Origin of the sequence: Trichocoleus sp. FACHB-46, assembly GCF_014695385.1 — a bacterium.
In the GTDB taxonomy this organism is placed as follows: Bacteria; Cyanobacteriota; Cyanobacteriia; order FACHB-46; family FACHB-46; genus Trichocoleus.
On record NZ_JACJOD010000010.1, the window covers coordinates 20,738 to 45,850 of the forward strand.

Here is a 25,113-nt window from a genome sequence, read left to right on the forward strand (position 1 = left end):
CGAGCTATCCAACGTTCTGACTACACGTGCCATATGACTAGCTTTAGCAATTACATAGAATCGCGCCAGGCCCAAATTAAGCGCAAACAACGGATTGTTGCGATCATCTCATCAGCATGCTTTATGGGTTCTACTATCTTTGCAGTTGGTCACTTTGTGACTGATAATCTCCGACCCCTAAGCCAGCCCGCTTCAACGGCCAAAGAATCTATTAATTCGCAGCTAGAAATTCAAGAGAAGGGATATGAGTTAGTTTTACAACGGGAACCCCAAAATTTAGTAGCCTTGGAAGGTTTAGTGCAAACCCGCTTACAAATGAAGAATTTTCAAGGTGCACAAAAGCCTTTAGGGCAACTCATAAAATTGAATCCTAGCCGCCCAGGCTATCAAGCTCTAGCAGAACAGGTTCAGCAAAAGATAGGCGAGCGCAAGCAATAATATAAGTGCTCGAAGTATACGAAGCCTTTTGTTATGAGTAACTACAGATAAAACCTTTGCTTGTTAATAGTGAGGATATGGCTTTTAATGAGGATTGAAGTTTAATTTCATACTCCGTGAACAAATCTTTGCTCTCGAATTTCTGAAGATTTATATTTTCTTCCTGTAACATCATTATATATTTTTTGCAAAACTTATAGCAAACGATGAAATGATATTCAACTCGGAACTAAATCGATTAATCCCTCTATAGGTAAGAAAGGATGAATCTCATGAAGTTAGTCAAACTTTACCTAGAGAAGCATATATTAAGATTGCTCTAGAAATTGGCTCATCATCAGGAGCCTGACTTGCTTGTCATTGTTCCAGTTGCTCAAAGGGAAAAGATTACAAACACCTGGAAATTTCTAAGCCTAGAAGAAAACTGCAGTAACAGTTAATCATGCTAATTTGCCCCCATCCAACGATTATTATTGATGGTGTTTTCTTTCAGCTCTACAAAAGTGGAATTGCTCGGGTTTGGCGATCGCTATTAAGAGAATGGGTTAATACTGGATTTGCTAAACATCTATTATTTTTAGACCGAGCTGAAACTGCTCCAATTATTCCTGGAGTTAAGTATCGCCTTATTCCTCCCTACGACTACAACGATACAGAGAGCGATCGCCAGCTATTGCAAGAAATTTGTGATCAGGAAGAAGCGGATCTTTTTATCTCAACTTACTACACTAACCCTCTCTCAACTACTTCTGTTCTAATGGTTCATGACATGATCCCGGAAGTAGTTGGAACTAATCTGGACCAGCCGATATGGCAAGAAAAGCGCCATAGCATTCATCACGCCTCTGCTTATATTGCAGTTTCCAAAAATACAGCTGGTGATCTTGTTAAGTTTTTTCCAGAAGTTGATCCTGCTACTATTACAGTTGCACCTAATGGCATCGATCACTCTTTTGCTCCTGGTACCCCTGAAGCTATTAGTAGCTTCAAACATAAATACGGTATTGACAAGCCTTACTTCTTGCTTTCAGGAGGTAGAAGGGGTTATAAAAACACGATTGTTTTCTTCCAAGCATTTGCTCAACTAATTAGCAAACATGGGTTTGATATTGTTTGCACTGGAGGAACAACTCATCTAGAGACTGAGTTTAGAGCTTATACCACAGGTACTACCGTACATATGCTGCACTTGGAGGATAATGAGTTACCGCTCGCTTACTCAGGTGCTGTTGCCTTAGTTTATCCCTCGCAGTATGAAGGATTTGGATTGCCAATCATTGAGGCAATGGCCTGTGGTTGCCCTGTGATTACTTCTCCTAATGCATCGATTCCAGAGGTTGCAGGTCAAGCAGCGCTCTATATACAGTCCAATGATATTAACGGCTTAACCAGCGCACTTTGTGAGGTACAGAAGCCAGAAGTTCGCGAATCTCTCATTCAAGCTGGACTACAACAAGCCAAGCAGTTCTCATGGACCAAGATGGCGCAGCAGGTCGGTTCTGCTCTAATTGCAGCCACCTTGATTCCACTCAACTTAAGCGATCGCAACTTAATTGTCTTTCCTGATTGGAACCAGCCAGAAGAAGTTTTCTGTACAGAGTTAGCAGATGTGATTCGAGCGATCGCAACGCATCCTGACAGAAACAGTATGACCTTACTGATTCATAGCAATGGGATTTCAACCGAAGATACTAACCTAGTACTTTCAAGTATTACGATGAATCTATTGCTGGAAGAAGAGCTTGAGGTAGATGCAGGGCTTGAGATTTCTCTAGTTTCTAACTTAAGCAGTATTCAGTGGCAGTTACTTCTCACTCGTGTTCAGGGCTGTATTGCTCTACCGCACGAAGACCAAGCTGCGATCGATGCAGTCAATGCTAGGCAACTGCCTACTTTAGAAATTCACCAGCTACTGACTCCCTCAACCAACTAACTTTGATTCTTGAATGGGGTTGCAGGGGTTCCATCCCTGCGTGAGGGCTACGCCCCATACTCCCTCTTCACAATCCATTTGGGACTGATATATTTCATTCATTTTGTTTCCAGGTAGGTCGCCCACATTTGTAGATATGCATTCTCCATATTTTGCGTGAATTGTTTAGCATTCCATAGAGGAGATATCTGTCGAGAGGCACGCATTTTCCAAGCAACTTGTTGCCGCAAAGCTGGGTCTTGGCCAAAACGAACCCCCCACTCTACATATTCCTCAGCAGTCGAAGCGATACCTTCTGTAACACCGATATTCATCAACATCGTATAACTATTACGACTGACGAACTGTTCTCCTACTCGTGTCACTAAAGGAATTCCCATCCATAGCGTTTCTAATGTAGTTGTTGCACCGTTGTAAGGATAGGTGTCCAAAACAACATCAGCAATGCTGAGGTTAGCTCGGTGAACTGTCTCTGATATAACGGTTGGCAAAAATCTTAAGCGATCGCTACTGATTCCTTCCGCTTCAGCTAGTTGAATAAATGATTCTTTCAGCACCTCTTCATTTGCCAAACCCTTGAGCAAAAAATAACTATTGGGCACTTCCTTCAAAATTTTCATTTGCAGTCGTGCTAAATCTGGGTGCCGTTTGTGGCCTTTCTGAGCGCTCAAATACACGACTGCATCACTGGGAATGTCTAGGTGATCCCGTCGTAGAGTTGGTACTCCAATCTCAAAACCATCTACAGCAATATAAGTGTTGGGTAAGCGCCAGATTTTCTCGTTATAGTAATTCTGTGCCGATTCTGGCAAAACATAAGGGTCGGCAATATAGTAATCGATCGCTGGAATTCCTGAAGCATCCCAGCCTAGCCATGTTGTCTGAATTGGTGCTGGCTTTAGCGCCATCACTTCGCAAGTGGTATCTAGCGTAATGCTATCGAGGTCCACCAAAATATCAATTTGATCTTGATAAACTGCATCTGCAATTTCTAAGCCATCTATACCTAAAAATCGAGCCTGAGAGCTATTATTCACAAACCAACGGTTTGCAAATGTTTCCTCCTGGGGTTGATTTACAAAGTAGGTATAAATCTGGAAGCGCTCACGATCGTGATGTTGGAACAACCAGCGGGCCAACCAACCAACGGAGTGCTGTCTTAAAAAGCCAGAAACATAACCCACTTTTAACGATTTAGTAGATTCAGTAGTAGTTTTCAACACCATTGAGTGGTGTTGTTTGTAGTGCTCTGCTTGCCCCTTTGAATAGTGATGAATGCTAGCTTGGCAAAGCTCAGCAATATGGTTAAAGAAGTGACGATTATTTTCTGGTTCATCTTCCATATAAGGCAAGAAGAAGGTTGAGGTAAACATTGACAACGCTGTACCGCGATCCAGATTAGTAGGATTCTTTTCAATCAGCGATCGCAATAAATTCTTGTGGTGCTGCATTGTCGCGTCTGCTTCTTCCCATGCACCACCAGAGATGGTTAGTGATTTTAGTAATAAGAAGCTACCGTAGACCTTTCCAGGTAGAGTCTGAGCAATACTGTAATATTGTTTGGCAACCTCAATACCTTTTTCGTAGTCACCAGCTTTGTAATAAAACGCAGATAAATGCCCTAAGGCGCCTAAGTGATTTGGATCAATGGTGAGCCCCAACTGCGCCAAACAAATTGCAACTCCAACTTTGCCCAAGGAATAAGCAATTTTAATGGCTGGAATGATTAGCACACCGAGCCATGCTTCCTGATCTTCTACATAGGGTAAGCAAACTTCCGCAAACTCTAAAGCTGCTGGATGTAATGGGTCAGCTTCTAGAACACTTTGCAAAGTGCTCCTTAATAAAGGTGAACTAATATCTTGAGCATCATTCCTTCGCAGTAATGTAATGATGTGTAAGGAGTCAAGATCATCTCCGGAAAGTATGTTGAGCTGAGCGGATATTTGTAGAATCTTTAGGAGGTTGTTTATATCTGCGGGTAAAATTTCTCGGAGATGGTGCCGAATAGCTAAGGCGATCGCATCTTCTTCTTGAGAGAATAAGCTCTCCCGCTTCTCTGCTTCTGACTGCAACACTGCAACCAATTCCGCACTGCACGCTGGCAATGCTTGTTCATCTACATCTGCCAGAGCTACAAACCAAGTTGTTTGAGCTTCGGCTTCTTGCCCTTGCAAAAGTAGTGCTAAACCTAAATACCAATAGTTTCGTTTAACGTTAGGATCACCTTCAATCGCTTCCTCGTATAGAGCAGCAGCTTTGCTATATTGCCCTTGTGCTAGACACTGGTCTGCCTGTTGCTGTAACTCACGTAAATTGTCGGCACTAAACTCAGAAATCATAGCCTAGCTCAATATGTTATTAAGTGTTGCATCCTAGATGCCAGCAGATCTCAAAAAGATGGGGTGGGCAAGTATTGCCCACCCCAATATTAGAAATATTTTGAACTGGACAGCTAGCTTGATATTCTATGCTGCCAATGCTTGCTGATCAGCTTACTTCGCATCTACCACTTTGCCGGTAGCGGTGCAGCCATCAGCAACAACAGTGCTGGTAGGAGTAAGGTTGGCAGCGATTGGGTTGCCAGCAACAGCCTTTGTTTCACAGAGAATTGCTAGGGTAGTTGCTTCACTGGTAGCAATTACAGTTCCTAATTCTACACGACCTGCATATTGTCTGAGAGGAGCTTTGAGGGAGTTGCCTCGGTTAGTAGCAACGGTAGAGATACCATTGGTTTCTGGTGCAGTAACTGTGTAGGTATAGTTGGTGGTTTGGGTTTGAATGCCAAGACCAAGGTTCTCAACAGTGCTGCCGAAGGTGGAGTTCTCTAGGTAGTAGGCTTGCTGAGCGCGGTTCATGGAACCCACGTTTTGCTTTGCTTCGGATTGCTTCGCTTTGTTAGCTTGGTTCAAGAAGGAAGGCAATGCGATCGCGGACAAAATACCGATGATGATGATAACAACGAGCAGTTCAATGAGGGTGAAACCCTGCTCTTGCTTTTTCTGGGTCAGGTGCTGAAGGAATTTGGCTTGAAATTCGGTCTTCATTAAAGTTTCTCCTTGAGGTGCGGGGTGCTTGGTTTCTAACTCCTGAATGTAATTTACCCACTTAAATACGCTTTCATATCACCTGCCAATGAAAACTTTTGACAATTATTTTTCTCCGTGATATCACTGCACGACCTCTGCTAGAACGTATAGATAGACCTCTAGGTCGCCCAAAAATTGCCTGACTTCCTCTAGAGCTACCTGCTCACTAAGAGGCTCTAAAGTAATAGGATCAACTGGCTTTACAGCCTGCCATCGTTTCACTAAGGACACAAAAGACTGGCTCCCTTCCCATAGAGGTAATAGGCAAGTAGCAATGTGACTATCTACAATGACCGAAGTTTTAGCAGGCTCCGGAATAAATTGGCTAATGTTGAAAGGCTGGCGCTCAGTGATATGCTCTATCAGCTTTTTTTTGACTACTGGTATTTTCAACTGAGGATGTAACTGAACTTGGGCACGCTGCCACTCTGCCAAGCTCCACTCAGAAGCAGACCTAGGGTTGGCAGATTCGATAGGGTGAGCACACCAAAAGTCTAATAATCGATTAACTGGTTGTAAAAGTTCAAATAAATGAAGGCGCTCTTCTACGGAGATATCAGGCAAGCTCATTGCCAAAAAAGATGGGAGATCATTAGGGTCTTGAAAAAGATCCATAATTTCCCACTGTCGCCACTTCACCATACTGACAAATTCCAGGTCGGCAGCTTTGAGAGCGGCAAAAAGCTCTTTAACTGTATAGCCCTTGTCGCCTTGTAGCAGCAAATTTGCCCTTACCTGCTCTACATCAGTCTCGAGAGCAGGCTTCCAAGCCATTAACTTTAAATAAACATCTGGCTTTAGCGATCGCATAATCTCTCGGACTATCTCTATCTCTAATTCCTCAGGTGGGCCATCCATTAAACCCATCATCTTAAAGATCTTTTGCGCTCGGAAATAAAATTCTCGTTGGAGTGAGCTATGAAGGTTGGCTCGAATAATACCATTGGTTTTAAGGACTGCCTTCATTGCTTGGAGACCAGCAACGGGGTCAGGAAGCAAGTACAAAACTTCATCACAGTTGATGTAGTCAAACTGAAGATTTAGACTAGGGAGTTCTTCGGCAGTTAAAGTATAAAATTCAGAATTGTCAAACCCGTGGTATCGCAAGCGCTGACGGGCTAATTCCACAGACTTCTCGGAAATATCCATACCTACGATTTTGGCTCCTGGGTTAGCTTCTGCCAAAATCAAGGAGGTATAGCCGCTACCACAACCTACATCTAAAATTATCTTGTCCTTGGTATCAGTGATTTTGTGATTCTTTAGATAAAATGCAGTTACTAAGTTATGCAAATAGAGAATATTGGTAGCTTCTTTAGGAGATTCCTCTAAAGGAATCGTTGGGTATGGAGCCATTTCAAATTGCTGGCGAATTCTCTCAAGTTCAGATACTTGATTATTCATGTAAAACCTTCCTTGAAGTTTTGAATGATGTACCTCAGGTGAGGCATATTAGTGATTCACTTCCATTGTTCCCGCTTTGCTTGCGCTACTCTTGCAATCACTAGGGAATTCTAATGTTTGGTTTGTATGGATCACTAGTATGAGCCGCCCAGTTTCCGTTTCTATGCCTCAGCCTTGGATATCCTTCTGCATAATTGTTAAGAACGAACAGCAGAACCTGCCCCGTTGTTTAAGCAGTGTGCGATCGTATGTAGACGAGATGATTGTGGTCGATACGGGTTCGGACGACAATACAATCGAGATTGCTCAGCAGTATGGAGCTCAGGTTAAGTCGTTTGAATGGTGTGATGATTTTGCTGCTGCCCGAAATTTTGCGATCGCTCAAGCTTCTGGAAACTGGATTTTAACGCTGGATGCTGATGAAGAGCTACTTGTTAAATCAGAGGCTTGGCGCGAGCAATTAATGAGTAGTAGTGCTGAATCTCTTGCTTATTGGATTCCCCTACTCGATGCCCATCAACCAATGACTGCTTTGCCAACGATAAGGCTCTTCCGAAATTTGGCTGAACTACAGTATTCTGGGCGCTATCACGAACAAATCACTTATCAAAACCAATATATCCCCACCAACTTTATCCAGAGCCTAAGTTGTCTAGAAATTCGGCACTACGGCTATAGGGATGACTTACTTCTACACAAAAATTTGACTCGAAATATTCCCCTGCTGGAAAGACTTCGCCAGCAGGAGCCTCTCAGTTTACTACTACTCTTAACTTTAGGTAATGCTTATTTAAGAACTGAGCAAATAGATAAAGCTAGAAACTGTTGGTCAGAAGCTTTTGAGCGCCTTTCTCCCCATTTACTGCTCGGTGAGTTACCGAGTGAGACGGTACGCCTGCCAGCCTTGCTGTTCATTTTGGGTCTCGACCTTCTCCACGAGCAACAAGATTATGAAACAGCCATGCTGGTTTGTCGTCGTGGGTTGGAATGGTTTCCTGATTACCCTCCGCTCAATCATCTGACTGGCTCACTCATGCAAGAGTTGAGCTTTCCGCTGGCCGCCGCTACTTACTTTGAGCAATGTCTTGCAATGGGTCGCCAAGGCCGCTATTTTCAGCGAGAACCTTTCGATCTCAACTTTTTAACTGTTTGGCCTGCTTGCGACCTGGGTTATAGCTATATGGCACTCAAGCGTTTCCCCGAGTCAGTACAAGCTTTTGAATTAGCTCTCTCCTTTCAATCAGATTACGAACCAGCGCAAGCAGGATTAGAAAGCGCTAAGCAGCAGTTGTGCCAGATTCGGCGTTAAACTCATTTTCACATTGTTTTTGTTCAACTTAAACATCATCTAGCCCTTAGTCCAACCGATGAATGTTTCCAGACTAGCTAATGAAGCCCAAGATCTTTTATCTCAAGCGCAATATAACCAGGCGATCGCACTACTCAATCAGGCACTCCAGCAACTTCATGACCAACCTGAGCTATATAACTTACTGGCTAGCGCTTATGTGCAGCAGGACCAGTTGCCTGAGGCGATCGCATGCTATCACAAAGCCTTAGAACTAAATCCACTATCACCTGAAACTCATAAAAATCTTGGTAACGCATGGCTCAAGCAACGTGATTTTGTAAATGCGATCGCTTGTTACCAAAAAGCTATAGAACTAGACCCAGACTACGCAACTGCTTATTACAACTTAGGTTTAATTTTTCAACGACAAAACCAGCTTGAAGGTGCGATCGCTCATTATCGACGTGCCATTGAGCTTAATTCAACCGATGCAGCAGCGCACAACAATCTAGGCTTAGCTCTTCAAAGCAACAATCAGCCGGAAGCTGCGATCGCCTGCTACACAAAGCTTTTAACTATAGAATCTGATAACAGCATTACTTACTACAACTTAGGATATATTTCTCAGGCGCAAGGCAAGCTAGAAGCAGCACGTCATTACTATCAAAAAGCGCTTAATCTAAATTCCTGTGATATCACAACACTTAATAACTTAGGCTTCATCTTAAATGAGCTAGGCCAGTATGAAGAAGCCATTTCAGTTCTTCAGCAGGCTTTACAACTAAACCCTGACTATACAAATGCTCTAACGAACTTAGGAATTGCCTATATCCAACTTGGTAAACTGGAAGAAGGGGTGCTTGTACTTCAGAAAAGTTTAACCCTTGATTCTAGCCAGGTTGAAGCTTATGTCAACTTGGGGATCGCATACGAAAGGCAAGATCATTTTGAAGAAGCAATTACCTTTCAGCAGCAAGCGTTGGCATTAAATCCTAACCATGCCTCTGCTCACAACAATTTAGGAGTTGCCCTTGAGCAACAGGGGGAATTTTCTGAGGCACTCGTCTGTTATGAGCAGGCGATTCAATTAGAGCCTAAACGTGCTAGTCAACATTGGAACCGAAGTCTACTGTTGTTGAGAACAGGTCATTTAGAAGTCGGTTTTGCAGAGTTTGAGGCTCGTTGGCAAATGAAGGCGATCGCGCCTCGTTCCTTTCCTCAACCTTTGTGGGATGGTACCAACCTTGAAGGTCGCAGTATTCTCCTCCACTCCGAAGGAGGTTTCGGTGATACGTTGCAATTTGTCCGCTATGCGCCCTTAGTTGCTGAGCGCGGCGGTTCTGTTAAGATCATCTGCCCTCAACCCTTAGTTCGTCTGCTCAGCAGCTTACCAAATATTGAGCAAGTAGTTTCTTGGGAATCAGGTTTGCCTGATTTTGATGTTCATGCACCTCTGCTTAGCCTTCCGCACTTGTTTGGTACCACGCTAGGTAATATTCCTGCCAATATTCCTTATATGTCCCCTCCTGAGATTTTTCCTTTTACTTTGCAATCAACTGCCAATACGTCTCTTAAGGTAGGACTGACTTGGGGAGGAAATCCTGAATATGGACGCGATCGCAGTCGCTCTTGTTCGCTAGACCAATTTCTACCACTGCTTGAGATTGTTAAGGTTGCTTTTTACAGCCTACAGAAGGGACCGAGAGCGACTGAACTAATTGAGTTTCCTAATGAAATACCTATACAGAACTTGGGCGATCGCATTCACGACTTTAGTGATACAGCGGCTGCAATAGCACAGTTGGATCTCATTATTACAACCGATACATCAGTGGCTCATCTGGCCGGTGCCTTAGGATGTCCAGTTTGGGTTTTACTCAACTTTGTACCTGACTGGCGCTGGTTCACTGATAGTGATCGCAGTCCTTGGTATCCAACTATGCGATTGTTCCGCCAAACAAAACTGGGTGATTGGTCAGACGTATTCGAGCGAGTTAATCAAGCCTTACAAAATTTGGCTAGTCAAAGATCATTAATTGTTTAACCAGCCTGATGTGTTTTGTAAAGAAAAAATTACTCTATACTGGTTAAAGTGTAGTCGTTATGAGTTTGTCTAGACCCTATGACAAATCCAACTGTTGAAAATTTGGTCATTATTGGCTCTGGCCCTGCGGGATATACGGCTGCTATTTATGCTGCAAGAGCGAATCTGAAGCCGTTTGTGTTTGAAGGCTTCCAGGCAGGGGGGCTACCAGGTGGCCAGTTGATGACAACCACTGAGGTGGAAAACTTCCCTGGCTTTCCGGAAGGCATTACAGGACCGCAGTTGATGGACCGGATGAAGGCCCAATCTGTGCGTTGGGGAGCGGAATTGGTGACTGAGGACGTAGTGTCTGTGGATTTCAGCCAGCGTCCGTTTGTGGTGCGATCAGAGGAGCGGGAAGTCAAGGCGCACAGTATTGTAATTGCGACAGGTGCGACAGCGAAGCGGTTGGGATTACCTTGCGAACATCAGTTTTGGAGCCGCGGAATTTCTGCTTGTGCCATCTGCGATGGAGCAACGCCAATTTTCCGGTCGGCAGAGTTGGCTGTTGTGGGTGGCGGCGATTCGGCGGCAGAAGAGGCTGTGTATTTGACCAAGTATGGGTCGCATGTGCATCTATTAGTACGCGGTGAAAAGATGCGTGCTAGTAAGGCTATGCAAGATCGCGTGCTGAAAAATTCCAAGATTACGGTTCATTGGAACACGGATATTCTGGATGTGTTTGGCGAAGAAAACCACATGAAAGGGGTGCACCTACGCAACAAAAAGACAGGTGAAGCCAGTGAACTGCATGTGCGTGGTTTGTTCTACGCGATCGGTCATACCCCAAATACGTCTTTGTTTAAGGGGCAACTAGAACTTGATGATATTGGTTACGTTGTGACGAAGCCTGGTTCTGTAGAAACGAGCATTGAAGGTGTGTTTGCTGCTGGTGATGTCCAGGATCATGAGTATCGACAAGCGATCACGGCAGCGGGCACGGGTTGTATGGCGGCTATGCTAGCGGAGCGTTGGCTATCGACTCAGGGCTTGGTGCAAGAATTTCACCAAACAGAAGCATCGGAAAAACCGAAAGCTGAGCAAGCTACTAAAAAGTCGGAAGCTGAGCAAGAGTCTGAATTTAGCGTGGATGCAACTCGGCACGAAGGGGGATATGCGCTACGGAAGCTTTACCACGAGAGCGATCGCCTGATTGTCGTGAAATACGCTTCGCCTAATTGTGGACCTTGCCACACCTTGAAACCCATCTTGAACAAACTGGTGGATGAGTTTGAGGAAAAAATCCACTTTGTAGAAATTGATGTGGAACAAGATCCAGATATTGCTGAGGCAGCGGGCGTCATGGGTACGCCAACGATTCAGTTCTTTAAGGACAAGGACAAGGTTGCTGAGCTGAAGGGCGTGAAACAGAAGAGCGAGTATCGCCAATTGATTAGTAGCAATCTGTAGTAGCAACTTCTAACTAATCCGGATCAGCAAGAGGGAACTGAGCTTGGTAGATTAGATCAGCCTATCGCGATCGCTGGCTTGCACTAATTTTATGGCCTCTACTAAGCTCTGGTTACCTCGTTTCCGATTTGCCGAACGACCCAGCCTTTCCATGCGAATGATGGGGGTTGGGCTTGTAATTACGATTCTCTTTATTCTGGTGGCGCTTCTTTCGCCTATGTTTCAGACTTGGGACTGGCTCCAGAATCCCACGGACTCTTTAATTAACCCGATTCACGAACCGCCTGGGCTGAGTCATTGGTTTGGCACGACTCGCCAAGGCTATGATGTTTTTTCTCGAACCTTATTTGGCAGTCAAGCGGCGCTGCAAGTGGTGATCTTAGCGACTGCTTTGAGCTTAGTCATAGGAGTGCCGCTAGGTCTAGTAAGTGGATATTTAGGCGGCAGGCTCGACCGCATCCTGCTGTTTTTAATGGATACGATCTACACGCTGCCAGGGCTTTTGCTTTCGGTAACGCTGGCGTTTGCGGTGGGGCGAGGGGTCCTCAATGCGGCGATCGCTCTGAGTATTTCTTATGTACCGCAATATTATCGGGTGGTGCGAAACCATACGGTTTCTGTGAAAACGGAGTTATTTATTGAAGCGGCTCAAGCTATGGGCGCTTCCACTTGGACCGTACTGTCGCGTTACTTGCTGCTAAATGTGATTCAAAGTGTGCCAGTGCTATTTACGCTGAATGCGGCAGACGCAATCTTGACCCTAGGCGGTTTGGGTTTTTTGGGGTTAGGGCTACCCGAAGAGGTGCCAGAGTGGGGACATGACTTGCGCCAAGCTTTAGACGCGCTGCCTACCGGAATTTGGTGGACTGCTTTTTTCCCTGGCATGGCAATGACTTTGATGGTCGTGGGTTTGTCTTTGCTAGGAGAAGGGTTGAATGAGTTTGTCAACCCGTTACTACGGCGAGAAAACTGGAACCGGAAAGCGGCTGAGTAAGTGCGTATTGATTAACTAGTCAGCTCGCTGAATATGCCAGATGCCACTCAAGACTTCATTATTTATAACCGCTATTTGCTTCACGCTGGTTGCAGCGGTGAGTGGTAGTTTGCGAGCAAACTCTGGTCCACTCTGGCGTTCGTCTGGTGTTGCAGCGAGTGTTGCGACTGGCTCTGGTCCTGCTGCTCAGGCTGGGGTATCTAGCGATCGCTCGCTGAATCGCGCTGCTCATTCTGATGAACCTGTTCAGGAGACCCTTGACCAAAGATTCTCGGTCGAGAACTCACGAGTAAGAATGCAGCAAATCGACGCAGCTTTGACGAGTTTTCGGCAACTAACAGAAACTAGTCAGAAAAACTTGGGACAAGCAGAGGTTGCTGGGGTTGGCAATACCGATTGGGAAACTCAGAATTTAGGCTTTCACAATTGGGTGGGTGCGGTAGAAGGAACTATTTTGAAGCAGAATGCTCGAATTGCTCAATTAGAACTAGAGCTGGCGCAGCAGCAACACGCCGATAAGAAGATTACCAAAGCCGAACTGACGCAGAAAGCTGTGAATGCTCAAAAAGCGGCGCAAGAGTTTGATCAATTCTGGAAGTCCTTTAGCATTGCTGACTAGGAACGCTGTACGATCGTAGACCGTCACCTCGTCAGTTACCGCAGCATTAGTTAGAAGTATGGGGACAACACCCGATGTTTCAGCCCAGCCCCTAGCACCTCAGGTCTTAGGCATTGACTTAGGTGGTTCGGCGATTAAACTAGGTCGCTTTAGCCAGCATGGTACTTGTTTGCAAGCCATGACCGTGCCCACTCCTCAACCTGCTCATCCAGAGGCTGTTTTAGCGGCAATGGTTGAGGCGATCGCTCAGCTTGATCCAGCCGAAACCAGTTTGGCAATTGGCGTCGGAACGCCGGGACCCGCCGATCGCCGAGGCCGTATCGCCAGGATCGCAATTAATTTACCTGGTTGGCAAGATATTCCGATAGCAGATTGGCTAGAAGCAAAAACCGGGCGACCAACGGTGATTGCCAATGATGCCAATTGCGCTGGGCTGGGAGAAGCTTGGTTAGGGGCAGGTCAGCAGTTTCAGAACTTAATTTTACTAACCCTGGGCACAGGCGTTGGGGGGGCAATTATTTTCAACGGTCAACTGTTTACAGGCCCAGAGGGGGCTGCGGGTGAGTTGGGCCTGATTACTCTAAGGCCAGACGGTCCAGCTTGTAACAGTGGCAATCACGGTTCCTTAGAGCAATACGCCTCAGTGCAAGCGATTCGGCGACAGACTGGGCTAGAACCTATTGAGCTGGGATTGAAAGCGCAAGCAGGCGATCGCGATGCTTTGGCGTTTTGGCAAGAATATGGCCGAGATTTGGGAGCAGGCTTAACCAGCCTGATCTACGTTCTAGCGCCTGAAGCAGTAGTGATTGGTGGCGGAATTAGCGCCAGCGCTGAGTTTTTCTTGCCAGCAGTCCAAGCGGAAATTCAGCGACGAGTTTTGCCGAGTTCTCGGGGGAACTTGCAGTTATTAAAAGCTCAACTAGGCAATCGCGCTGGGATGGTAGGAGCGGCGAAACTAGCGTGGCAGTTAATTGGTGCTTTTAGCAGTTAGCGATTCTGAATTAATTAAGCGACACCGTTTTTGTGGGGGGTAGGTCTTGTACCTGCTCACCGTACGAAGGGCACCCACAAGAGATGCCCCTACCAGTGATACCCATTCATAAAAGCTAAGTGTCAACGACTACTTAAGGTAAGGTGTGCCCAGTGGATTTTTCCACGTAATCCATGACTTGCTGAAAAGCTTCGGGATGACCTTGCTGGTTCAAAATCATGTGGGTTCCCCCTTCTGGCAAATAAAAGGACAACCTACCATTAGGGGTAAAAGCAAAGGCACTGACACGTTCGAGGTCAACTACATAAACGTTCCTCTCGTAATTAATTTTGACCCAATGCCCCACAGCACTCCTCACTAAGATTGAAAGGGTTTTAGTCTGGAGCTTACGGTTGACTTAGGCTAGGCTCTAGCGATCGCGTAGACTCGCCCGCGTAGGTAGTTGCAGCTTCAATGAATCCCTTAAATAAAGGATGAGGGGTACTGGGGCGCGACTGAAATTCGGGATGGAACTGAGTTGCCAAGAAGAACGGATGACCAGGCAGTTCCACAATTTCTACCAAACGTCCGTCGGGTGAGGCACCACTGATGACATAGCCAGTTTCTAAGAACAAGTTACGGTAGGCGTTATTGAATTCATAGCGATGGCGATGCCGCTCGTAAATCACTTCTTCGCCGTAGAGACTAAATGCGATCGTATTTGGCGCGATCCGGCAAGGATATAAACCTAGCCGCATTGTGCCGCCTAAATCGACCACATCTTGCTGCTCTGGCAATAAGTTAATCACGGGGTTTTTAACGTTGGGAGCAAACTCAGCACTATTCGCATCCTCAAGGCCAGCCGTGTGTCGCGCCCACTCAATCACAGAACACTGCATCCCTAGGCACAAGCCAAAGAAGGGAATTTTCTTTTCGCGGGCGTACTGAATGGCACTGATTTTGCCGTCTACACCCCGTACGCCAAAGCCACCGGGGACAATGATGCCGTCAATATCTTGCAGATAGCTTTCGGCTCCGTAAGCTTCGATGTCCTCGGAGTTAATCCAGCGTAGATTCAGGTCTGCTCCTTGGGCGATCGCGCCATGCCGTAGTGCTTCCACGACCGAGAGATAAGCGTCAGTGAGCCGAACGTACTTACCTACGATCGCAATGTTGACCGATTGACTTGGACGATACAAGCGATCGACTAGGGTTTGCCATTGAGTTAAGTCAGGTTGCCGCTGTTCTAGATGCAAAAGATCTAGCGCCTGCTGAGCTAAGCCTTCTCGCTCCAAAATCAGTGGGACTTCGTAGATACTTCTGGCATCTGGCGAGGTAATGACACATTCAACAGGAACGTCACAGAACTCAGATAACTTGTCCTTAAGACCAGGATGCAAGGGGCGATCGCAGCGACAAACCAAAATATCCGGTTGAATCCCAATCGAGCGGAGTTCTTTCACCGAATGTTGCGTCGGTTTGGTTTTCATTTCCCCGGCTGCTGGAATCCAAGGCATCAGCGTGACGTGCATGTACAGCACATTCTGCCGTCCCACGGCTTTACGAAATTGCCGAATTGCTTCTAGAAAAGGCAGCGACTCAATATCTCCAACTGTTCCACCAATCTCTGTGATCACCACATCTGGATTGGTATTTTTTGCAACTCGTAAGATGCGCTCTTTGATCTCGTTCGTAATGTGCGGAATGACTTGGACGGTGCCGCCCATGTAGTCACCCCGGCGCTCTTTATTCAGCACGGCTTGGTAAATAGAACCAGTGGTGACACTATTGAGGCGAGACATGGAAGTGTCTGTGAAGCGCTCGTAGTGTCCCAAGTCTAAGTCGGTTTCCGCACCATCTTCGGTCACAAACACCTCACCATGCTGGAAAGGGCTCATGGTGCCAGGGTCAACGTTAATATAAGGGTCTAACTTGAGGATGGAAACGGAGTAGTCGCGAGACTTCAGCAATCGACCCAGGCTCGCTGCCACGATGCCTTTGCCAATACTAGAGACTACACCACCCGTCACGAATACAAACTTAGTCATAAAATTCTAGGAGCACAGCCTTCTGGAGAGCCACCCGTCAATTGTGCCACAGGCATGGCAGACCGCGTGGGAAGGGGAGTATTTTTTTGTACATCAAGCTAACTTTCGCGCTAAAGCTGAAAGGAGCGATCGCTGCACCCAAACCGCTCAGTATGTAATTCGACCCTCGATAAAATCTCCACACCCCAATGAGTTGCCGTTAGGCTTGCTATGGAGCGAACTATTTAAACCGTATCCAGCAGTACTGACGTTAAGTAGTAAGCCATGAAATTCTATTTCTTGGGCATAGCTTTTTCAGAGCTTACTGTTACTACGAACATTTATGAGAACAGCACTTAAAGGGCATTGGAACCTAACTTCTGAGTGGCTGAAATTATTTCTCATAACTTTATTAATACTCGGCATCTTCTTCAGATTGGTTAATCTTGGCCAAAAAGTCTACTGGTATGATGAAACTTTTACTTCTTTACGAATTTCTGGATATACAGAGGCTGAAATCGTCCAGCAATTTGCTGATGGCCGTGAAGTTAGCGCTGAAGATTTACAAAAGTATCAGCGCCCCAACATTGAAAAAGACTTAGTCGATACGATCAAATCTTTGGCAATAGAAGACCCTCAGCATGTGCCACTGTACTATGTGATGGCACGATTCTGGATACAGTTATTTGGGGACTCATTGGCAGTAGCACGAAGTTTGCCAGCCCTGGTTAGTCTACTGGCTTTTCCTACAATCTATTGGTTGTGTCTAGAACTATTTAAGTCACCCTTAACAGGCTGGATGGCGGTTGCATTAATTGCTGTCTCACCTTTTCACTTATTGTTTGCTCAAGAGTCGAGAGAGTATAGTCTATGGACAGTGGCCACATTACTCTCAAGCGCAGTTTTGTTATGGGCGAATCGAGTTGGCACTAGGAGAAGTTGGGGAGCTTATGCAGCGACAGTAGCGTTTGGGTTTTATTCACATTTATCTTTTGCGCTAGTGGCGATCGCGCATGGACTCTACATATTTATAGTTGAAAGATTTCGGTTCAGTAAAAATTTAATTGGTTATGTGCTGGCCTCTTTATTAGGATTTTCGGCTTTTTTGCCTTGGCTACCTGTCGTTATTAACAGTGCCGATCGCCTACCCCAGTTACTAGCGAAAAACGGAGCAAAACCTTTATCCTTTTTCCTGGAACGCTGGACGATTAATATTAGCTCTGTTTTTGTGGACATCAACTTTCCTCATCGAGGAAAACGCTTGCTGATGGCAGCAATTTTGATTTTAATTTTATATTCAATCTACTTTCTGGGGCAAAAAGCTACAAGGAAAGCTTTTTTGTTTGTGCTTCTACTAATCGGTGTGACAGCGGTATTTCTAATAGCACCAGATTTTATCAATCAATCTTTTAGATCGATTACTAGTCGTTACATGATTCCTTGTTATTTGGGGATTCAAATAGCAGTTGCTCATCTATTTGCGACTCAAATTACTTCTGTCTCTAGTTCTATAACTGGTTCAATGCAGAGGCAGAAATTATGGCGATTAGGGCTGGCCGCGTTGCTGTCAGGTGGGGTTCTATTTTGTATCCTGATTGCTCAGTCGGAAACTTGGTGGAATAAGGGATCTAGCTATCATAATCCGCAGATTGCCAGAATTCTAAATCAAGCTAGTCAACCCCTGGTCATTAGCAACGCTAGAACTGGGGAAATTCTGTCGTTGAGCCATTTACTGGCTCCAGAAGTGCGACTCAGAATCCAACCTGCTTGCCACACTTGTAGCTCCAATTCTCTGGTATCCGACCCCAACCGTCTACTGAATATTCCTGAAGGCTTTAGAAGTGTGTTCCTGTTCAAACCTTCGAAAAAGTTACGGAATATTTTTGAGGAAAAGTACAAGCTGGAGTCTATTCATAAAAGTAACGATCTGTGGCGATTGGAAAAAATTTGAACTCAAGTGGAGCGATACTGCTCTGCCTTCGTACAGTTTGTTTTTATTCCAACAAAAAGAGCGGGAGCGGTAACTGTTTTTAGGACAGCCTTTCACTCCCGCTCTCCTCACCCTGGTAATAAGGGAGAACCGAATTACATCCCAATCGCTGTAGGGAATTTGTGATTCAGGCTCAGCTCTTTAACTTGAGTAAGCGTCCATTGGTAAGCAAGAGCAAACCAAGTTGCGATCGCCGTAGGCATTATCAATCCGAGCGACTGCGGGCCAGAACTTGTTTTCGCGAGTCCAAGTGGTGGGGTAAGCGCCTTGTTCGCGAGGGTAAGGTTTGTCCCATTCTGCCGTCATTAGGGCAGCCGCCGTGTGAGGGGCATTCTTGAGCAGGTTGTTTTGTCGATCGACTTGACCCGCCTCAATTTCGGCAATTTCAGCTCGGATGGCAATCATGGCATCACAGAAGCGATCGAGTTCTTGCTTCGACTCACTCTCGGTTGGCTCCACCATGATTGTGCCTGGGACTGGCCAAGAGACAGTCGGTGGGTGGAAGCCATAATCAATCAAGCGTTTGGCAATGTCATCGACTTCGATGTCAGCCGTTCTCTTGAACTGCCGCAAATCCAAAATACACTCGTGAGCCACCAAGCCGTTTTTGCCTTTGTACAGCCCTGGGTAGTAAGGCTCTAGGCGCTTGGCAATGTAGTTGGCATTGAGAATGGCAACTTGAGTCGCTTTGGTAAGACCAGTGCCGCCCATCAAAGCAATGTACATCCAAGAAATTGGCAGAATACTGGGGCTTCCCCAGGGCGCTGAGGCGATCGCCCCAATGCCTTGCTCGCTACCAATGGGCACAACGGCATGTCCTGGCAAGAACGGAACTAAATGTGGCATTACACCAATTGGTCCCATACCAGGTCCGCCGCCGCCGTGGGGAATACAGAAGGTTTTGTGCAAGTTTAGGTGACAAACATCGGCCCCATAGTCACCTGGACGACACAGCCCAACTTGAGCGTTCATGTTGGCTCCATCCAAATAAACCTGTCCGCCATTGGCATGGACGATCGCACAGATTTCTCGAATCGATTCTTCAAATACTCCGTGAGTAGATGGGTAAGTGACCATGAGCGCAGCTAAGTTTTCTTGGTGCTGCTCTGCCTTGGCTTTGAGGTCAGCCACATCGATGTTGCCATCGCGATCGCAAGCCACCGGAACCACTTTCATCCCTGCCATGACTGCACTGGCGGGGTTGGTGCCATGTGCCGACTGCGGAATCAAGCAAATATGACGGTGGAAGTCACCGCGTTGCTCGTGGTATTGGCGAATCACCAATAACCCCGCATATTCTCCTTGCGAGCCCGCATTCGGTTGCAACGAAATGCCTGCAAAGCCTGTAATTTCGGCTAACCATTGCTCCAACTGTTGGAAAAGAGTTTGATAGCCCTGGGTTTGCTCTAGCGGCGCGAAGGGATGAATCTGACCAAACTCAGGCCAAGTCACGGGGATCATTTCTGCTGTGGCATTCAACTTCATCGTGCAGGAACCGAGAGGGATCATGGCTGTGGTCAGCGACAAATCCTTGGCTTGCAAGCGATAAATGTAGCGCAGTAGCTCAGTTTCAGAATGGTATTGGCTGAAAACTGGGTGGGTGAGATAGGTGCTAGTACGAGCAAAGCGATCGCTGAATTCAACCTTGGCTTCTGTGGCTAACTCTTCAGGGGTGAAGTGAGGAGTTTGGTCGCCTGCAAAAACTTTGAATAGCGCCAGCAAATCATCGGCTGATGTCGTCTCATCTAGAGAGACGCCGATGGTATGAACATCAATCAAACGTAAGTTGATTTGGTGGGCGCTGGCCCGTTCCACAATGTCTAAGGCTCGTTTTTCGGCTACATCTACACGTAAGGTATCGAAATAGGGTGCTGAGCCCAGTTGATACCCTAACCGCCTCAATCCTTCTGCAAGAGTCACGGTTAAGTGATGAATGCGTTGAGCAATGCGCTGTAAGCCATTAGGACCATGATAAACAGCGTACATACTAGCCATGACTGCCAGTAGCACCTGGGCCGTACAGATGTTGCTGGTGGCTTTATCCCGGCGGATATGTTGCTCTCGTGTTTGTAGCGCTAAGCGTAAAGCAGGCTGACCTTGAGCATCCTTAGACACACCTACCAATCGCCCAGGAATTTGCCGCTTATAGGTGTCTTTGGTAGCGAAGTAAGCAGCGTGAGGTCCCCCATAACCTAGCGGCACGCCAAAGCGTTGGGTGCTCCCCACCACAATGTCTGCCCCAAATTCTCCTGGTGGCTTGAGGAGCGTCAAGCTCAGAAGATCCGCCGCGACTGTCACGAGTGCTTTAGCTTGGTGGGCGCGCTGAACAAAGTCCTGGTAGTCGTAAATTGCGCCATCGGTGGCGGGGTATTGCAAAAGTGCCCCAAAAATCGGCTGGTCGAAGGCGAAGGTTTGATGGCTGCCTACCAGAATTTCAATGCCTAGCGCCCGCGCCCTTGTCTTCACGACTTCGATAGTTTGGGGATGGCAAGCCTCTGACACCCAAAATGCCTGCTCATCTCCCTTCGCTAGCCCGTAGCTCATTGTCATCGCTTCTGCAGCTGCCGTGCCTTCATCCAGCAGTGAAGCGTTGGCAATCTCCATACCTGTCAAATCAATCACCATCGTTTGGAAGTTGAGCAGAGCTTCCAAGCGACCTTGAGCAATTTCGGGTTGGTAAGGGGTGTATTGGGTATACCAGCCGGGATTTTCGAGAATGTTGCGCTGAATTACAGGCGGGGTAATGCAGCCGTAGTAGCCCATGCCAATAAACGAGCGAAATACTTGATTTTCTGAGGCGATCGCTTTTAGCTCTTGAAGCAATTCATATTCACTGCGTCCCTCCTCGAGTTGCAGCGGTTGCTGGAGTCGAATTCCTGGGGGTACAGCTTTGTCAATCAGGGCTTCTAAGCTAGAAAAACCCAATTCGGAAAGCATTTGATCCACTTCCGCCGCGCTGGGGCCAAGATGGCGGTCTACAAATTCGTCTGTTAGGGGCAGTCCCCCCTGAATTTGGGTGAGCTGAGCCGCGTGAGCACCACCATTGGTTCTTGGCATCTGAGGTCCATTTACGGTTGCTTTAGAAACGGTCACGGGGTCGATCGCGGCTAGGGGGTCAGATTTAGAATGGCTCAATCCAGTTGCACCTTGCTCGTAGGTAGAAGGCTCGGACATGAAAGACTCTGGCATGGAACGTAGGGACACAAGAAGGTCATTTCTGACCATTTTGCAATAGTTTGCAATGGATAGTTGACCCTGATTTCACCAGAGTGAGCTTGTGTCTCTTCTATTCTTGCTCAGCAAACTTGACTATGCAGGGTCCAGAAGCGATCGCTTCTGCCACGCCTTCAGAAGTCTTCCAGTAAATTATGCGCCTTCGACTTGTTGGCGGTATTCTTCAGCCGTCAGGACTTCATCTAATTCTTCCGATTCATCAATCCGAATCTTCAGCAGCCAACCTTCACCGTAGGGATCTTCTGCAACTTGTTCCGGCGCATCCACCATTGTTGTGTTGCGCTCAATTACAGTCCCTGTCACCGGAGCATTGAGATCTTCAACAGCCTTGACTGACTCAACCGTACCAAAGGTCTCTCCCTTGACTAGCTTGTCACCAATCTCAGGTAGCTCTAGAAATACAATGTCACCCAGTTGATCGACGGCAAAGGCGCTAATACCAATCGTAGCGATATCGCCATCTAAACGCACGTACTCATGGCTGTCTAGATACTTTAGATCATCGGGATATTCAAAGGCCATACCAATTCCTCACCGGATATGTCACTACACTTCCAATAAGCTTGCAAGATTTAGCCGGTTCTGACAATGTCTTGGAGCCTATTTGGGCATAGTAGGAAGTATTCTTGCGGGTCTTATCGGCTTGCATCTCTTCACGTTAGTCCTCAATGAAGTCAAAAACACTCAAACGGCTGGTATTGGGTGAGTTTTCAGTTAAGCGCTTCGTCTGCTCCACCCTGTTGATCTATGCGGTTCTATGCTTTTACGCCTTCTTTTTGAGCGATCGCCAAATTTTTCAACCACAACCCACTAGCTACCAGGATACCCAAACGACTCTGAAGCTGAAAACCGCCGATAATGTCTTAATTTCAGCGATTTATCTGCCCAATCCTCAGGCCCAGTACACCATTCTCTACAGTCATGGCAACGCCGAAGATTTAGGGGATATTGAGGCAACGCTGACCATGATTCACGAAGCTGGTTTTGCCGTGTTTGCTTACGATTACCGAGGCTATGGTACCAGCCAAGGTCAGCCTTCCGAGCAACATGCTTACCAAGATGCCGATACTGCTTATACCTATCTGACCCAAAAGCTCAAAGTCCCAGCGAATCGGGTTATTGCTTTAGGTCGCTCAGTTGGAGGTGGTGTTGCCGTTGATTTAGCGACTCGTAAACCTCTGGCTGGCTTGATTGTGGAAAGCTCTTTTGTCACTGCTTTCCGCGTGGTTACTCGCGTTCCAATTGTCCCGTTCGACAAACTTGCCAATATTGCCAAAATTCGCCGCATCCAATGCCCAATTTTGATTGTGCATGGCACTGCCGATGAAATCATCCCGTTTCAGCATGGAGAGCAGCTATTTCAGGCGGCGCGCTCTCCTAAGCAAAGTTTTTGGGTCGAGGATGCTAACCATGACGACCTAGTAGAGGTGGCTGGCCCGAGATATGCCCAGCAGTTACAAGCATTTGCTCAACTGGTAAAAAATTCGGAGGCAACATCTAAGTAGGAGAAAGCGATCGCTCCCCAGTCCTGAGTTAAGAGAAGCGATCGCCCTGATTCTTGAAGGTTTGAGACCACTTAAACCGTAATCGCTGAGTCAGTCTGAGCAGCTCCCACAGCACCGGAGTAAACTAAACCCCGATGGGTATCGAGAGTCAGAATGGCGCCATCTCGAATAATTTCGGTCGCATTCTTGACCCCAACAATCACGGGTACCCCTAAACGTAAGCCAATCACTGCGGCGTGGCTGGTCAAACTATCGTCTTCAGTGATGATCCCAGCGGCTTTGCGAATCATCTCCACATAATCAACACTGGTGCAGGAGGTGACTAAAATGTCGCCCGGGTTGAAGTTGCTGACTTCATTACTCGCGTGAGCCACCCGCGCACGCCCACTGACTGAGCCTTGACCAATACCGATCCCTTTGCCCAAGACAGCCGTTACCACTTCCACCTTAATTAGGTCGGTGGAACCAGATACCCCTTGCAGGGTACCAGCAGTCATGACCACCAAATTACCTTCAGAGAGCAGCTCTTTCTCTTGAGCGACGTTGAGCGCGGCCTGGAAGGTTTGCCCAGTAGAAGGTAAGTCCAGAACTAGCAGGGGTTTGACGCCCCAAACTAGTTGCAACTGTCGTGCCACATCGACATGAGGGGTAACGGCCAAAATGGGGGTATGAGGCCGAAATTTAGAAACGTTGCGAGCTGTGGCTCCCGTTTTGGTCAGCGTCATAATCGCAGAGGCATTTAGCTGTTCGGCAATGCGAGCAACTGCTTGGCTAATCGCATTGGGGATCGATCGCCCGTCACTGTCGAGGTTGCGGCGAATCTGCTCTTGCTCGGTACGAATCGCAATCCGGGCCATCGTTGCCACCGCTTCAATGGCATACTTACCAACTGCGGTTTCGTTCGACAACATAACGGCATCTGTACCATCCAGAATGGCGTTGGCTACGTCCGAAATCTCAGCGCGAGTGGGACGTGGATTGTTCACCATGCTATCTAGCATCTGGGTAGCGGTGATCACCGGAATACCCAACCGATTGGCTGTGGCAATCAGCCGCTTTTGCAAAATGGGGACATCTTCGGCAGGTAGCTCTACGCCCAAATCACCCCGCGCTACCATCACGCCATCACAGAGGCAAAGAACATCTTCCATCTGCTCAATGGCTTCGTGCTTCTCAATCTTGGCGATTACCGGGACTTGCTTACCTGCGTTGGAAATTAATTCTTTGATCTCCAACACATCCTGGGGATTGCGGACAAAACTGAGGGCGATCCAATCAACTCCTTGATCAAGCCCAAACATCAAATCTTTACGGTCTTTATCGGTCAATGCCTTGATCGACAGATAAACTCCTGGAAAATTGACGCCTTTGTTGTTGGAAAGGACGCCACCGACTACAACTTCGCAATGCAATTCTTTGCGATCGCGGTCTACCTTCTCGACTCGCATTTCCACTTTGCCGTCGTCGAGCAGAATAGTGGCACCTTCAGGCACTTCCTCGGCTAGTGGCTCGTACGTCACAGAGCTGATTTCATGGGTGCCAGGAACAGCGTGACTAGTCAATGTGAAGCGATCGCCACGCTTAAGAGTAATAGAACCGTCTTCAAAGCGGCCTAAACGAATTTTGGGTCCTTGGAGATCTTGCAAAATTCCGACAGGTTGATTCAGCTCAAAAGAAATCTGCCGAATCAGCCGAATGCTGCGTTGATGATCTTCATGCGTCCCATGAGAAAAGTTAAGACGCAGAGTAGTTGCACCCGCTTCAATCAGGGCGCGTAGAACTTCTGGGCTACTAGTGGCGGGGCCAATCGTTGCGACGATTTTTGTCCGACGCGGAGAGTTACGCAGTTGCATGGATTCCAAGAAGGTAAAAATAGACTGAAGGAGACCCTACCGCTGATGTCCTCAGGATACTGGCTTAGCGGTGACTTGCTGCACTTTCCAGCCTAGGCATGGAATGAAATCCCGAAGTGAGGTGCAACAAGAAAATAACTCTAAACTATCAATAGTCGCATGCGTTGATAGCAAAGAATTAACGGTTGAGAAAAATGCTGTTGCCTCTTGGCAAGGCGGCAACAGGGATACTACCACGTTTGGCTAGTCCCTTTTGCAAAAACCTGCAAGGGC

Annotated in this window: 18 protein-coding genes; 10 read left to right on the plus strand and 8 right to left on the minus strand. The window is 46.9% G+C overall.

Annotation, left to right across the window (positions count from 1 at the left end):
• Positions 1–123: 123 nt before the first annotated feature.
• Positions 124–438 carry a tetratricopeptide repeat protein gene (locus H6F72_RS06060; RefSeq protein WP_190432792.1) on the plus strand — a complete coding sequence of 105 codons (315 nt, stop codon included), beginning with the start codon at positions 124–126 and terminating at the stop codon, positions 436–438.
• 442 nt (positions 439–880) lie between these two features.
• A complete protein-coding gene (locus H6F72_RS06065) occupies positions 881–2,371 on the plus strand; it encodes a glycosyltransferase family 1 protein (RefSeq protein WP_190432794.1) in 1,491 nt (496 codons plus the stop codon).
• Between the two features lie 98 nt (positions 2,372–2,469).
• Here H6F72_RS06065 and H6F72_RS06070 read toward each other — a convergent pair whose 3' ends face one another.
• The 3 genes from H6F72_RS06070 to H6F72_RS06080 form a co-directional block, all read right to left on the minus strand.
• Positions 2,470–4,713, minus strand: a complete 2,244-nt coding sequence (locus tag H6F72_RS06070) for an O-linked N-acetylglucosamine transferase, SPINDLY family protein (protein ID WP_190432796.1) — start codon at positions 4,711–4,713, stop codon at positions 2,470–2,472.
• Between the two features lie 153 nt (positions 4,714–4,866).
• Entirely contained in the window at positions 4,867–5,418 is a 552-nt protein-coding gene (locus tag H6F72_RS06075) for a type IV pilin-like G/H family protein (protein ID WP_190432798.1), read from the minus strand.
• Between the two features lie 123 nt (positions 5,419–5,541).
• Positions 5,542–6,864 (minus strand): class I SAM-dependent methyltransferase, encoded by a 1,323-nt coding sequence (locus tag H6F72_RS06080; RefSeq protein WP_190432799.1) that lies wholly within the window; start codon positions 6,862–6,864, stop codon positions 5,542–5,544.
• A gap of 139 nt (positions 6,865–7,003) precedes the next feature.
• Between H6F72_RS06080 and H6F72_RS06085 the strand changes: the two genes are divergently transcribed.
• From H6F72_RS06085 to H6F72_RS06110, 6 genes are all read left to right on the plus strand, one after another.
• Positions 7,004–8,173, plus strand: coding sequence for a glycosyltransferase family 2 protein (locus tag H6F72_RS06085; protein WP_190432801.1), 1,170 nt, complete (start codon positions 7,004–7,006; stop codon positions 8,171–8,173).
• A 58-nt stretch (positions 8,174–8,231) separates the two neighbouring features.
• Complete coding sequence (locus H6F72_RS06090; RefSeq protein ID WP_190432803.1) at positions 8,232–10,199, plus strand: tetratricopeptide repeat protein; 1,968 nt, start codon at positions 8,232–8,234, stop codon at positions 10,197–10,199.
• 78 nt (positions 10,200–10,277) lie between these two features.
• On the plus strand, positions 10,278–11,648 hold the full coding sequence (gene trxB / locus H6F72_RS06095; RefSeq protein WP_190432804.1) for a thioredoxin-disulfide reductase: 1,371 nt from the start codon (positions 10,278–10,280) through the stop codon (positions 11,646–11,648).
• Positions 11,649–11,739: 91 nt separating this feature from the next.
• A complete protein-coding gene (locus H6F72_RS06100) occupies positions 11,740–12,642 on the plus strand; it encodes an ABC transporter permease (RefSeq protein ID WP_190432806.1) in 903 nt (300 codons plus the stop codon).
• Between the two features lie 40 nt (positions 12,643–12,682).
• A complete protein-coding gene (locus tag H6F72_RS06105; RefSeq protein ID WP_190432808.1) occupies positions 12,683–13,261 on the plus strand; it encodes a hypothetical protein in 579 nt (192 codons plus the stop codon).
• A 58-nt stretch (positions 13,262–13,319) separates the two neighbouring features.
• Positions 13,320–14,252, plus strand: a complete 933-nt coding sequence (locus tag H6F72_RS06110; RefSeq protein ID WP_190432810.1) for an ROK family protein — start codon at positions 13,320–13,322, stop codon at positions 14,250–14,252.
• A gap of 133 nt (positions 14,253–14,385) precedes the next feature.
• Here the strand turns inward: H6F72_RS06110 and H6F72_RS06115 are convergent, their stop codons facing one another.
• On the minus strand, positions 14,386–14,598 hold the full coding sequence (locus H6F72_RS06115) for a hypothetical protein (RefSeq protein WP_190432812.1): 213 nt from the start codon (positions 14,596–14,598) through the stop codon (positions 14,386–14,388).
• Between the two features lie 40 nt (positions 14,599–14,638).
• Positions 14,639–16,279 (minus strand): CTP synthase, encoded by a 1,641-nt coding sequence (locus H6F72_RS06120; RefSeq protein ID WP_190432814.1) that lies wholly within the window; start codon positions 16,277–16,279, stop codon positions 14,639–14,641.
• Between the two features lie 322 nt (positions 16,280–16,601).
• Here H6F72_RS06120 and H6F72_RS06125 point away from each other — a divergent pair, with 322 nt between their 5' ends.
• A complete protein-coding gene (locus tag H6F72_RS06125; RefSeq protein WP_190432816.1) occupies positions 16,602–18,209 on the plus strand; it encodes a glycosyltransferase family 39 protein in 1,608 nt (535 codons plus the stop codon).
• 180 nt (positions 18,210–18,389) lie between these two features.
• On the opposite strand, the gene gcvP is transcribed toward H6F72_RS06125, so the two are convergent.
• Positions 18,390–21,437, minus strand: coding sequence for an aminomethyl-transferring glycine dehydrogenase (gene gcvP, locus H6F72_RS06130; RefSeq protein ID WP_370527455.1), 3,048 nt, complete (start codon positions 21,435–21,437; stop codon positions 18,390–18,392).
• Between the two features lie 177 nt (positions 21,438–21,614).
• Complete coding sequence (gene gcvH / locus H6F72_RS06135; RefSeq protein WP_190432818.1) at positions 21,615–22,004, minus strand: glycine cleavage system protein GcvH; 390 nt, start codon at positions 22,002–22,004, stop codon at positions 21,615–21,617.
• 146 nt (positions 22,005–22,150) lie between these two features.
• Between gcvH and H6F72_RS06140 the strand changes: the two genes are divergently transcribed.
• Positions 22,151–22,987, plus strand: a complete 837-nt coding sequence (locus H6F72_RS06140; protein WP_190432819.1) for an alpha/beta hydrolase — start codon at positions 22,151–22,153, stop codon at positions 22,985–22,987.
• Positions 22,988–23,058: 71 nt separating this feature from the next.
• On the opposite strand, the gene pyk is transcribed toward H6F72_RS06140, so the two are convergent.
• A complete protein-coding gene (gene pyk / locus H6F72_RS06145) occupies positions 23,059–24,840 on the minus strand; it encodes a pyruvate kinase (RefSeq protein ID WP_190432821.1) in 1,782 nt (593 codons plus the stop codon).
• Positions 24,841–25,113 lie beyond the last annotated feature (273 nt).